This window comes from Clostridium sp. AM46-21 (genome assembly GCF_003480025.1).
Classification (GTDB): Bacteria; Bacillota; Clostridia; order Lachnospirales; family Lachnospiraceae; genus Coprococcus; species Coprococcus ammoniilyticus.
The window spans coordinates 16,105-28,976 of the sequence record NZ_QUIB01000002.1; the positions used below are offsets into that span (position 1 = coordinate 16,105).

A 12,872-nucleotide genomic window follows, 5' to 3' on the forward strand; every position below is an offset into this window, starting at 1 on the left:
TCAGCTCCTTTTTTTAGGATATATTATTTCAATTCTTTCAATATCTTTAAGGTATATTTCCATGTTCTGCGGACACTTTCCACGTTCATGGATTCGTTGGTTGTGTGGATATCGTCCATATCCGGTCCGAAGGATACACAGTCAAGTCCCGGAAGTTTAGAAGCAAAGATTCCACATTCTACACCGGCATGGAGTGCCTGTATTACAGGTTCTTTTCCATACTGCTGTTTGAATATTTTTACCATCAGATCGCGAAGCGGAGAATCTTCCCGGTATTCCCATGCGGGATAATCTCCGGTTACTGTCAATGTTCCGCCTGCAAGAGTGGCGAGAGATTTCAGGCTGTTTAGCAGAGCATCTTTTTCGCTTCCGATACTGCTTCGGACGGAGCTTTTAAAAGATACCATGCCATTTGTTGATTGATCGTCTGGTTTGATCGTTGACAGGATACCGAGGTTCAGGGAAGTCTGAACCAGCCCTGCGATATCTTTGCTCATTTTCCGGACACCATTTGGGTAAGTCATTAAGACATCGATCACGGTATGGGTAGATGTATCCGTCATTGTGGCTGTCGGAAGATCAACAGGCTCTAAGGTGATACAGATATCCGGGTCTGTATGGGTGCATTCATGACGGATGATCTGATTCCACTTGGAGATGAGATCCTGAAGACTTGCGTGCGCAGAATTCGCTGGAATATCTGCATGGCCTGGTGTGTTTATGTCAGACATATCGGTATCAGAAAAGATAACGACAGCTTCTGCATCGGTCGGAATGGCGTTATCCTTTAAGCCACCGGAGAGTGTAGATAATTTCATATCAAAATCGTTTGCAAGGGCGTTCAGAACACGTCCTAACACCTTGCTGGCATTTGCACTTTGCTTGTTGATCTCGACACCGGAATGACCGCCACAGGCATGTGCGACAGAGAGCTTATAGGCAGATGCCTTTTCGTTCGTATTTTCCCATTTAACAGGGATCTGAACATCTGCGGTTGCGCCGCCTGCACAACTGACAAGCAGATAGCCTTCGTCTTCGGAATCAAGATTTAACATGATACGGGATGAAAGTGGTGTGCAGTCAAGAGCCGCCGCACCGAGCATGCCAATCTCCTCATCAACCGTGAAGACTGCTTCCAGTGGTGGATGTGGGATATCGTGAGAGTCGAGTATTGCAAGTGCAAAAGCGACAGCGATTCCATCATCACCGCCAAGGGTCGTGCCTTCTGCGCTGATAATGCCGTTTTCCAACTTGAGTTTCAGACCGTCGGTATCCATATTGATCGGGCAGTCCTTTTCTTTCACAGCAACCATGTCAATATGTCCCTGCAGCATGACAGGGGCGGAAGTTTCATAGCCGGATGTTCCCGGCTTAAAGATAATGACATTGTTGGAAGCATCTTTGATATATTTCAGTTTATGTGCTTTGGCAAATGCAGCCAGATAATTACTGATCGCATCGGTATGACCGGAGCCATGTGGGATGGAGCAGATTTCTTCAAAATAATGGAATACATTTTGCGGTTCTATAGATGATAATATAGACATATGTGCCTCCTTGAAATAAGCTCATGATATAATGCTGAAAAATCACTTGCTTGCAAGGGATGATTTTTCGAATGCATTGAGTGAGCTATGCTTACACTATAATATAAAATAAAATGTGCATATCCAGTATAACACAAGATATGCACAGATAGTTGTTGTATTATTTTCCAAGGGCAGTTGTTCGTAAAAAAGATTCCTGATATTTTCTTGGAGTGACTCCAGTTGTCTTTCGAAATACTTCTGTAAAATAACTCTGGCTGGGAAATGCCAGAATTGAGGCAATTTCAGAAGGCGAGAAATCAGAATAAAGTAACATATTTTTCGCTGTTTCAATTTTTTTATCACGAATATAGTTGCTGATTGTCTGACCGGTTTCCTTTTTAAAAAGCCTGGATAGATAGGAGATATTTAATCCTGTCAGCTTAGCAAGTTGTTCTGCTGTGATATGGGTATGAAGATGATCATAGATATAATCCAGACAGACAGCAATATGGAGTGATGATATTTTGGATTTTCGAAGGTTTCGCATTCGTTTCGCATAATCCATACACATGGCAGGATGAAGTGCTGCAACTTCCTCTGGCGTTTTGCAACGGTCCGCTTTTTGGATATAGAAATCGCTCAGACTGTAGGCATTTGACAATTCCATACCACCTTCAATGCAGTAACGTGCAATAATTGCTGTTGTAATGACATAATGGTATTTTATGTTTTGAAGATAGTGGTCGGACAAGGTGCCTAATCCTTCTTTATCTAATAAGGATTCCTGACACAGCTGTTCAACCTTTGCTACATCTCCTTCTTTTATCGCTGCATAAAAGGAAACCTCCGGATTGTATGGAGCCCGCAGAAGATTATTTTCCCTTTGAACAAATTCTCGGTATACAAGTTCTTTTTTCAGTTGCATATCCTATCCCCGTTCGTATAAAACAGTCATAAGACTATATAGTAAATATGACAGATAAAACAATATGACTATTAGTAAATTTGTATAAATTGTATCATAAAACATGACTATGGTCAATAAAACGATATAAAAGTAATATAAACGATATAAAGAAAACAGTAGTCTTCTTATACTATTTGCATAACAAAAATTTATACGGGAGGTATGTATTCATGAAAAATGCAAAAAAGATTATTGCTTTTTTAATGGCTCTTACACTTTTAGTAAGCACCATCCAGATGCCGGTTATGGCTGCAACAACAAAAAAAGCAACAATCAAGACGGTATCGATTGTAAAGCCTGAGACAAAAACGCTTGTTTTAAAAGCAAAGAAATCATACCAGTTGAAAACAAAAGTAACTGTAAATGGAAAAATCAGTAAGAAAGTAACCTACAAATCTTCAAATGAAAAGGTTGCTACCGTAAGTAAAAACGGTAAAATCAAGGCATTGAAAAAGGGAAAAACAACTATAACAGTAAGAAGCAAGGTAAATAAGAAGAAAAAGACAACCTTGAAGGTTATTGTTGGAACACCTGTTAAATCTGTAAAGCTCAATAAAAGCAAGGTGAAAACACAGGTTGGCAAGAAGGTAAAATTAAAAGCAACAGTTTCACCTAAAAAATCCAGTGTAAAGGGTGTAAAGTTTACTTCAAGCAATAAGAAGGTTGCAACAGTAAGTAAAAAGGGTGTTGTTACCTGTAAAAAGGCTGGAAAAGTTACAATTACAGCTACGGCTAAAGATGGCAGTGCAAAGAAGGCAAAATGTATAATTACTATTAAAAAGAAGAAAACTGAGCCATCCAATAAACCGGAAACACCAAATAAGCCGGGAACATCAGACAAGCCGGGAACGCCAAACAAGCCGGGAACACCAAACAAGCCGGATGATAAAGACGACCAGGATAACAAGGGCGATGAAGACAACAAGCTTTCTTATGATGGATATAATCTGAAATGGGAAGATGACTTTGATGGTGATGCGTTAAATGAGGATGACTGGAATTATGAAGAGCATGCACCAGGATGGGTAAACAGTGAATTACAGGCATATGTAAAGTCTGATCAGAATGTATATGTAAAGGATGGAAAGCTGGTTATCCAGCCTGTCAAGACAAAGAATGAAGATGGTTCATATTCTATTACTTCAGGAAGAATCAATACACAGGGTAAGCATGATTTTACATATGGATTGTTTGAGGTAAGAGCTAAGGTTCCAAGTGGAAAAGGTTTCCTTCCGGCATTCTGGATGATGCCAACAGATGAAAATTTGTATGGACAGTGGCCAAGATGTGGTGAGATTGATGCTATGGAAGTTATGGGGCAGGAAACAGATAAGGTTTATGGCACGATTCACTATGGAAGTCCACATGCGGAAAAGCAGGGAACATATACATTAGAGAATGGAAATTTTGCAGATGAATATCATACATTTTCATGTGACTGGCAGCCGGGTAAGATCACATGGTATGTAGATGGAATAAAATATCATGAGACAAGTGACTGGTTCACAGCCGTTGAGGGTGAAACAGAGGTTGCTTATCCTGCACCATTTGATCAGCCATTTTACATGATCTTAAATCTTGCAGTTGGTGGATCATGGGTTGGATATCCGGATGATGATGCAGATTATATCAATACTCAGAGTTATAGTATTGATTATGTGAAAGTATATCAGAAGGACAGTTACAATGAAGATGTAGAAAAACCTGTTAACGAAGTAATTATCCGTGATCCGGATGCAAATGGAAACTATGTAAACAATGGAGATTTTGCTAAAGCAGAAGATCTCACAGATGACATAGACTGGAAATTCCTTACCGCTTTAGAAGGAGAAGGAAATGCAGTTATTAAAAACAAGGCAATTGAAATACATATAGATAAAGCCGGAACAGTTGATTACAGTATTCAGCTTGTTCAGCCATCAATTCCTGCAGAAAAAGGCGGCGAATATACAGTAACATTTGATGCATGGGCAGATGAAGCACGTACTATGAAAGTAGATGTATCTGCACCAGATCGTTCCTACAAGCGTTATCTGAATGATACGGTTGTTGACCTGAAAACAGGGAAGCAGACCTATACTTATACATACACCATGACGGATAAGCCGGATGCAAATGCACGTCTGGAGTTCAATTTCGGTGCTACAGATTCAACAGCTACTGTATACATTACAAATGTATCAATTAAAAAGACAGCACAGAAGGAAATTGATAATAGTAAAAAACCTTTATCAGATGGTAACTATATTTACAATGGTGGTTTTCAGGAAGGTAAGAATCGTCTCGGTGACTGGACTGTGACAAATAACTGCCAGGCAGTAGTTAGCGTAACAGGATTGGCAGATGGCCGTCGTCTTATGGTAAAGACTGATACAAAGAATAAAGCGGATGTAATCCTTTCACAGGATGGTCTTCCACTTAACGTTGAGACAGAATATGCATTGAGCTTTGACGCACAGGCAGATACAGATATGCAGCTTGATGTAGTTATTGCAGGTGAAACATTTACTGCAGATGTAACAACAGACAAACAGACATTTAACTATGTATTTAAAACACCGGAAGAGTTAACTGATGCATTTAAGACGATAACATATTTCCTTGGAAATAAGGGAACGATCTATTTGGACAATGTTCGCGTTGTTGAAAATACACTGATTAAGAACGGGAGTTTTAAGGCAGGTTTCTCCGGTTACGAAGTATATGCAGAAGGCAGCACAGATGTATCTTATGTAGTCGACAGTCAGACAGAAGATTATGCAGCAGATTTTACGATCAAGGATACAGGTGCTCAGGACTGGATGATCCAGTTAAAGCAGAACAATATTAGTCTTGAAGAAGGTCAGTGGTACAGACTATCATTAAAGGCAAAATCAGATATGAACCGTAAGCTTATGGTTGCACTTCAGAGAGATGGTTCATCTGATGATGACTGGACACCATATTCAGGATCAAAGACAGTTGATCTTACAGATGAATATCAGTCTATTGTTGTTGAGTTCAAGATGAAGAACAAGAGTGATCCTAGAACAATTTTAAGTATTTCTATGGGTGCTGTAGGCGATGTTCAGATCAAACAGCAGCATAGAATCTGTATTGATGATATTATTCTTGAGAAAATTGATGCTCCAAAGGTTGATGAGACGGAGTCAGATGTGAATCTGATCAAGAACGCAGATTTCTCAGAGGGAGACAATGGACTTTCAAACTGGGAAGGTGGTATTATGGGTGATGCTGTTGGAACACAGACAGTTGATAAGGGTGTTATCACTTATGAATTATCAGATGCTGGAACTGCTGACTGGAATGTACAGTTGAAGCAGATGGGACTGGCATTGGAAAATGGAAAGACCTATGAAGCAAGTATTACTTTAAAGTCAACCGAAGCAAGAACGGTATTATTGAATTTCATGAGCAACTCTTATAAATGGTATGGTGGAGAAACAATTGTTCTTCCAAAGAATGAAGAGGTTGTAAAAACCATTACATTCACAATGAATGAAGAGACAGATACTGATGCTGGATTCTTCCTCTCTATGGGTAAGATTGCGGATGTTGATACCCCTGCATCTACAATCACAGTATCAAATATCTCTTTAAAAAAGCTTGCTGAATAATTCGCAGGCAGATAAACACATAAGTATTTACACAAGACAGGCATCGGTATTGTTACCGGTGCCTGTTTCGATTATGTAGATAAGTTATCAGGATGTTATTATTGTTTGTTAAAGCTGTAAACTTCGGCAATCTCGCTGATGGAGACATAGGCTTTATCGTCAAGTTCATGGACAATATTCTTCATCTTTCCAATCTGGAAACGGTTTACAACAATGTAGATCATGGTCTTTTCCTGATCCGAATAGAAGCCCTTTGCATCGATCATCGTTATACCGCAGGAAAATGTATCCGAGAGTTCCTGACAGATTTCCTGTGGCTTCGTTGTAATGATATAGGCGGCTTTGGAACGGTCAATACCTTCTACGATAAAGTCGATGGTCTTAAGTGCAGCCATATATGTAACGATGGAATAAAGAGGCAGGATCCAACTGTTCAGGATAATGCCACAGATGATGTAAAGCATTACATTATAGACCATAACAAAGGTTCCGACGGTGATGCCAAGGCGTTTGGCAAATATGATCGCAAGTGTCTCGATACCGTCCATTGCACCGCCAAAACGGATTGCAAGTCCGCTTCCTGCACCGGAGATCAGACCGCCAAAAAGTGCACATAGAAGCAGATCGGAGCCTGCAAGTGGGGATACAAACCGGACATCGATAGGAAGGATGTCGGTAATCAACCATGCGCCCAGAGAGTAGATCGCAACTACATAGATCGCATAGATGGTGAAGGTAGATCCTTGTTTTTTCCAGCCATATAAGAACAGTGGAATATTTAAAATAATAAGGAAAACAGAAAGTGACAGGTGTTCCGGAGTGATCTGGCTTAGCAGCATGGAAGTACCGGATATGCCACTGTCATAGAGATTAACAGGACTTAAAAATATCGTAATACCGAAGGCATTGATAAGCCCGGCAATGGTCAGCCCGAGGATATTTTTCCAGTGTAGGGAACGAAAGATGGTTTTTAGTTTATTCATATAAAAGCCTCCTGTTCTGTCATATACATTTTTTACTATGGTCAAATATTACATGAGAAAACCATTGATTACAAGAGAATTGTGCTTAATTTAATTAAATCTTTACTGGAAGTTTATTGTTTTCTTGCATTCGTATTTGTCAGAGAGTAAGATAGACTCATATATTATGTGATATTAGAGGAAATAGAATAATATGAAAAATGTTTCAGAAATTATAAATCAAGGAAATAAAAATGCAGAGCTTCCGGCATGGTTAAATATGCGGCATGCATGGAGTGCCAGTGATGCAAAGCGGGATGAAGGGTTGGCATATCCGGATAATGTAATTCAGATCAAGAATTTGGACTATAAAAAAGAGCCGGATCATCAGAAGTGGTGTGAGGCAGTTGAATTATTAGCTTCACAGAGAACTATGGGGGAAAAGACATCGGAAAAGTATAGTCGGATTTTCTATTATAATGAACCGGACGATGCTTCGAATCTTGATTCTGAACGTTATGCATCAAACAGTTTATTTGATATATATTATCCGGCTGAGTTGGATGCACAGACATCATATCCGGTGATCGTCAGCGTTCATGGCGGTGGATGGTTTTATGGAGATAAAGAGCTGTATAGTTATTATTGCTGCCATCTGGCATCAAAGGGATTTGCGGTTGTGAATTTTAATTACCGGCTGGCACCTCAGAACAAATATCCGGCAGCAATTGAAGATGTGGCATATCTTATCCGATATATTCATGAGAATGCAGGTGTGCTTCATCTGGATATGGAAAAGTTTTATATGCTGGGGGATTCAGCAGGAGCACAGCTTACGGCAAATTACTGTATTATTGCCGGGAATGCAGCGTATCGGAACAAGCTGGATTTCTTTACATATGACAGACTTCCAAAGGCTGTGTGTCTGAATTGCGGAGCATATGAGATGGACAAGCGGGAGGATAATATTTCCGACTGGTATATTAAGAACGAAGATGGAAGTTATGCAGTATCTGAAGAGCAGAGAAAGCTGTTCCTTTCACAGCTTGAGTATCTGACGAAAGATTTTCCACCGGCATATCTGATGTACAGTGTAAATGATGATCTGAGATTTCAGACCATTTATCTGGATGAACGAATGGAGAAGCTGGGTATCCGGCATGTGATCCGGTCATTTGGAGAGAAACATCCGGACAGCGGACATGTATTTCACATTAATCTGAAAAACCCGGAAGGCGTACAGTGCAATGAGGAAGAATGTGCATGGTTCCGTCAGTATGAATAAGTACATGGCGGTTCATATAGAAAGTATATGCATTTGTAAGACTTGAAAAAATATGAAATGAAATTTGGAGTATAAGAAAATGGCAGAAGGTTGTAATCATAATTGTAGTAGTTGTGGAGAGAGCTGTTCATCAAGAACTGCTCCTCAGAGTTTACTTGAAGTACCACATGAAGGAACAAAGATCAAACATATCGTAGCAGTTATCAGTGGAAAAGGCGGTGTTGGAAAATCATCCGTAACAACATCCCTTGCAGTTACCTTGAATCGTCTTGGTTATAAGACTGCGGTTCTGGATGCAGATATTACCGGACCTTCGATTCCGACAGCATTTGGAATAAATGAAGAACCGGAGAGAGGCGGCGATTTCCTGTATGCGGTTGAAACAAAGACCGGAATCAAGATGATGTCAATCAATCTGTTGATCGAAGATCAGACAGCACCGGTTATCTGGCGTGGTCCGATCATCGCGGGAGCAGTAAAACAGTTTTATACGGATGTTGTCTGGGGAGACATTGATTATATGCTGGTTGATTGTCCGCCCGGAACCGGAGATGTACCGCTTACGGTATTTCAGTCTCTGCCGGTGGATGGGGCAGTTATTGTTACAACACCTCAGGATCTGGTGTCTCTTATTGTGGAGAAGGCAGTCCGTATGGCGGACGATATGGGAATCCGTATCTTAGGTCTGGTTGAGAATATGTCATATTTCAAATGCCCGGATTGCGGCAAAGAGCATAGCATCTTCGGTGAGAGTAAGGTAGAGGAGATACAGGATCGTTTTGGTATCGAGACGGTCGTAAAGCTTCCGATCGACCCGGCACTTGCCGGCTTGATGGATGAAGGTAAGATCGAGGATATGCCGGAATCAAAGCTGAAGGAATTCGCACAGACGATCGTGGGAAAGATAGGATGAAACTTAGAAAATTACTGGAAAGCTGCCACCTGTGTCCGAGAAAATGCGGGGTGAACCGCATAAACGGACAGACAGGGGCATGTAATGAAACATTATCAATATCAGCCGCAAGGGCGGCACTACATATGTGGGAGGAGCCTTGCATTTCCGGAGAGAACGGATCGGGCGCGGTATTCTTTTCCGGGTGTTCACTTGGATGTGCATATTGCCAAAACCATGATATATCCGGGGGCTTGAATGGAAAAGAGATCACGATAAAGCGCTTATCGGAAATCTTCTTTGAGTTAAAAGAGCAGGGAGCCAATAATATCAATCTGGTAACGCCGGATCATTTTATTCCTCAGATCATAGAGGCAATCGATATGGCAAAGGAGCAGGGGTTCAATCTTCCGTTTGTCTATAATTGCAGTGGATATGAGGAGATCGACGCCCTGAAGCTGTTAGATGGATACATTGACATTTACCTGCCAGATTTTAAATATATGTCGGCAGAACTGGCGGCGAGATACAGTCACGCACCGGATTATCCGGAGGTGGCGAAAACGGCACTGGCGGAGATGGTACGGCAGGTTGGAGGAGATCAGACGACATTTGACGAGGATGGCATCATGAAGCGTGGTGTTATTGTCCGTCATCTGGAGCTTCCGGGATGTATCGAGGATTCCAAGGCTGTCATTCGTTACTTATATAAAACATATGGAAATAATATTTACATCAGCATTATGAACCAGTATACTCCGATGGAGGGAATCGGTGAGAAGTTCCCGGAATTGAACCGCAAACTGACGGAACGGGAGTATGATGAACTGGTTGATTATGCGATTTCGATCGGTGTAGAAAATGGTTTCATCCAGGAAGGGGAAACGGCATCAGAAAGTTTTATACCTCCATTTACAAATGAAGGGATATGATGCAGAAATGTCCGGTATAATAGTTGAAACAGATCAGATGAAAATATCTGGTTTAAAATAAAAAAGGAAAGGAAGATGGGAGTATGAAAAACATCTTAAAGCAGGCGGCAATGAGTATTTTACTTGTTGCGCTAGTGTGTTCTTTCTGTGTAACACCTGCAATGGCAGCGACAGAGTTTATCGGAGAGACAAAAGAAAACAGTGCAGTTGTTTCAGATGAAAGTGCAGAACTTGCTGCAAGTTCAGGCTGGGTAAAGAAGAGTTCCGGCCGTTTTGAATATTACAGCAAGGCAGGTAAGGTAACGAAGAAGCTGGTGAAGAAGAATGGGTTCTTCCGTTATTATCTGAAAAAGAATGGCAAATGGAAAGCGCAGAAAAAGGTCTGGGTGACAATCTCACATAACCAGTATTATGCGAATGCAAAAGGCAAGGTCACCACGATCTACTATGGTGCCAGCAAAAAGGCAAAGCGGTATTCTGGTGGTAAATGGAAGTATGTGAAGAATGATACTTTGCGTCTGGCAAATGGGAACGTGTATTATTTCAGTGCAAATGGTATCCGTCAGACGAAGCATAGCTGGTATAAGATCAATGATAATCGTCATGTTCTGGTCGGCGAAAAGGGTTCCGATACCGTAGATTATCTGTTGAAGAAGGATGGCGGTGCATGGAAATGTTATGTCAGCACAAAGAAAGGCTGGGATAAGTTCAGAAGCAAGTGGGCACAGGCATATGGCAAGATCTATTACTTTGATGCAACCGGAAAGGCATCCAGAATCTACTATGTGGAGTCCATGAAATGCTATGAATACAAAAATGGCAAATATGTAATGTGGAGAAATACAACAAAATACATTGGTAAATATCTGTTGTATTTTGGTTCCGATGGTATACGTGTTACCAAATCCGGTTGGTATAGGATATCATCAGATAAAGAGATCTATGTAAATTCACAGGGAGTTGTTACGGATTCCAGAACACCTGTAAAAGAAACAACCGGACATTCTGCAACCGGCTGGTATACGATCAAGCTTAGTAATGGCAGTACAAAGCAGGTATATGGATATTTTGATTATGATGCAGAAAATACGATCATCCGTCAGTTAAATGCATACAGAAAGGCAAATGGTCTTAATGAATTGACAAGATCACAGAGCCTGATGAATTCTGCAAGAGTACGAGCATATGAGTGTTCTTATTCCTTCTCACATACAAGACCGAATGGTACGCAGTGTTTTACTGCTTCATCAGAAATGAATGGCGAAAATATTGCAGCCGGATATCCTTCTGCAGATGCAGCAATGATAGCCTGGAAAAATTCACCGGGACATGATGCAAATATGAAATTGTCACTATTCAGTAAAATTGGTGTTGGTGTATTTGTAGCAGTATCCAGTGATAATTGTGGATATAAATATTACTACGTTCAGAACTTTGGTATTTAGAAACAGATTGTATATTTTATTCATAAAGTAAAAGGTACTTCAGAATGTTTAACATAATTTGTATGACATTCTGAAGTACCTTTATTTTTATAAGCCTGCTTTTATAAGGTCATTTTCATCAGAAAAAGTAATGCAGTTATACAAGAATAAAACCTGATCGTAGTCTTCGACGTTTACCAGATTGCTGATCGACTGGTTCGTGTACCGGAGATCGATCATAGTTACGGTATCGTAGTTGTTGATCAGAAACTGCATCATGGAATTGGCATAGCTGTCTTTGATCACCAGAATGGAACGCTTGTCAGTTCCGGCTGTATCTTTTGGATCGGATGCAGCTTCTGCAGTCGTTGTGTTGTTTCGATGGAGCGTTGCAACCGCTACGTTCTGTCCGGTATAGGATGCATATTTGTCTTTTACATCCAGATAGTCACGGAAGAAGATGGAGTCATAGGAAGCTTCTTTATCAAATCCATTCGAGGTTGTCATGGATGGTGTTGCACTATTATCTGCCAGAGTGTAGAAATCAATCTCATCTTTTGTAACAGACTGATCTAAGGTCTTTGAGAACAGGGTTCCCTGAAATTCTGTGCTGGCGGTTTCCTTTGTAAAATCCTTCAATTCATAAGGAGTATATCCAAGTTCTGCTCCGGCAGACTGATATGCATAGTAAGCACCAAGGGATGTCCAGTGGTGGTCGGTACGATAATAGATATACTCGCTATCATGTTCCTTTAAGGCATTATATATATTGATCGGTGTCACACTGGATAGTTCGTTATAACAGGATTCGATCATGTCTTTTTCATCAACTGATACATTCTTAACAGCCGAAGGCAGCAGGGAATTTCCATAGACACCGACAGAGGTCGGACACAGCATGAAGTAGGTTGGAATCTCCGGATGCTTTGCAGCGAAGCTGTTAATGACAGCAAGATTTGTATGGATCTTATCAGCATCATATGCCGCACCGATATCGTCATAATCCGAAAGTACCTGCATCATCCGATCGTCTTTTGTATATACTGTTGAAATCTCTGTTTTGCCCATCAATCGTTCAGAATCATTCATGGCTGAAATCCATTGTTCCCTGCCATAGAACCGGTCTGAGAACCAGGCATCAAAACCGTTCATAAATGTCTCATCCTTGATGGAAGAAAGATTGACGGTTGGAAATTCCGACAGATAACGATTTTCATTTTCGGAAAAAGGCGCTTTCTCTTTTGGCAGCTTAAAAAGTGTCAAA

Annotated in this window: 9 protein-coding genes; 5 read left to right on the plus strand and 4 right to left on the minus strand. The window is 40.7% G+C overall.

What is annotated here, in order from left to right; translation table 11 throughout:
• Nucleotides 1-23: 23 nt before the first annotated feature.
• Nucleotides 24-1,547, minus strand: coding sequence for an aminoacyl-histidine dipeptidase (locus tag DW959_RS01210; RefSeq protein ID WP_118615047.1), 1,524 nt, complete (start codon nucleotides 1,545-1,547; stop codon nucleotides 24-26).
• 160 nt (nucleotides 1,548-1,707) lie between these two features.
• On the minus strand, nucleotides 1,708-2,454 hold the full coding sequence (locus DW959_RS01215; RefSeq protein ID WP_117784586.1) for an AraC family transcriptional regulator: 747 nt from the start codon (nucleotides 2,452-2,454) through the stop codon (nucleotides 1,708-1,710).
• 212 nt (nucleotides 2,455-2,666) lie between these two features.
• Between DW959_RS01215 and DW959_RS01220 the strand changes: the two genes are divergently transcribed.
• Entirely contained in the window at nucleotides 2,667-6,113 is a 3,447-nt protein-coding gene (locus tag DW959_RS01220; RefSeq protein WP_118615050.1) for a carbohydrate binding domain-containing protein, read from the plus strand.
• Between the two features lie 98 nt (nucleotides 6,114-6,211).
• Here DW959_RS01220 and DW959_RS01225 read toward each other — a convergent pair whose 3' ends face one another.
• Nucleotides 6,212-7,096: a YitT family protein gene (locus DW959_RS01225; protein WP_118615052.1), complete on the minus strand. Its 885-nt coding sequence runs from the start codon at nucleotides 7,094-7,096 to the stop codon at nucleotides 6,212-6,214.
• Between the two features lie 193 nt (nucleotides 7,097-7,289).
• Here DW959_RS01225 and DW959_RS01230 point away from each other — a divergent pair, with 193 nt between their 5' ends.
• From DW959_RS01230 to DW959_RS01245, 4 genes are all read left to right on the plus strand, one after another.
• Nucleotides 7,290-8,360 carry an alpha/beta hydrolase gene (locus DW959_RS01230; RefSeq protein WP_118615054.1) on the plus strand — a complete coding sequence of 357 codons (1,071 nt, stop codon included), beginning with the start codon at nucleotides 7,290-7,292 and terminating at the stop codon, nucleotides 8,358-8,360.
• Between the two features lie 79 nt (nucleotides 8,361-8,439).
• The gene (locus DW959_RS01235; RefSeq protein WP_118615056.1) at nucleotides 8,440-9,273 is read left to right on the plus strand and encodes an Mrp/NBP35 family ATP-binding protein; all 834 of its coding nucleotides are present in this window, start codon (nucleotides 8,440-8,442) and stop codon (nucleotides 9,271-9,273) included.
• Nucleotides 9,270-10,184, plus strand: a complete 915-nt coding sequence (locus DW959_RS01240; RefSeq protein ID WP_118615058.1) for a radical SAM protein — start codon at nucleotides 9,270-9,272, stop codon at nucleotides 10,182-10,184. The genes DW959_RS01235 and DW959_RS01240 overlap by 4 nt, the downstream gene beginning before the upstream one ends.
• An 83-nt stretch (nucleotides 10,185-10,267) precedes the next feature.
• A complete protein-coding gene (locus DW959_RS01245; protein ID WP_118615060.1) occupies nucleotides 10,268-11,629 on the plus strand; it encodes a CAP domain-containing protein in 1,362 nt (453 codons plus the stop codon).
• Nucleotides 11,630-11,716: 87 nt separating this feature from the next.
• Here the strand turns inward: DW959_RS01245 and DW959_RS01250 are convergent, their stop codons facing one another.
• Nucleotides 11,717-12,871: a DHHW family protein gene (locus tag DW959_RS01250; protein WP_118615062.1), complete on the minus strand. Its 1,155-nt coding sequence runs from the start codon at nucleotides 12,869-12,871 to the stop codon at nucleotides 11,717-11,719.
• Between the last annotated feature and the right edge of the window lies 1 nt (nucleotide 12,872).

Coding starts and splice junctions, on each gene's coding strand:
- DW959_RS01225 (WP_118615052.1), bottom strand. CDS start 7,096: ATGAATAAACTAAAAACCATCTTTCGTTCCCTACACTGGAAAAATATC.
- DW959_RS01215 (WP_117784586.1), bottom strand. CDS start 2,454: ATGCAACTGAAAAAAGAACTTGTATACCGAGAATTTGTTCAAAGGGAA.
- DW959_RS01220 (WP_118615050.1), top strand. CDS start 2,667: ATGAAAAATGCAAAAAAGATTATTGCTTTTTTAATGGCTCTTACACTT.
- DW959_RS01235 (WP_118615056.1), top strand. CDS start 8,440: ATGGCAGAAGGTTGTAATCATAATTGTAGTAGTTGTGGAGAGAGCTGT.
- DW959_RS01240 (WP_118615058.1), top strand. CDS start 9,270: ATGAAACTTAGAAAATTACTGGAAAGCTGCCACCTGTGTCCGAGAAAA.
- DW959_RS01230 (WP_118615054.1), top strand. CDS start 7,290: ATGAAAAATGTTTCAGAAATTATAAATCAAGGAAATAAAAATGCAGAG.
- DW959_RS01210 (WP_118615047.1), bottom strand. CDS start 1,547: ATGTCTATATTATCATCTATAGAACCGCAAAATGTATTCCATTATTTT.
- DW959_RS01245 (WP_118615060.1), top strand. CDS start 10,268: ATGAAAAACATCTTAAAGCAGGCGGCAATGAGTATTTTACTTGTTGCG.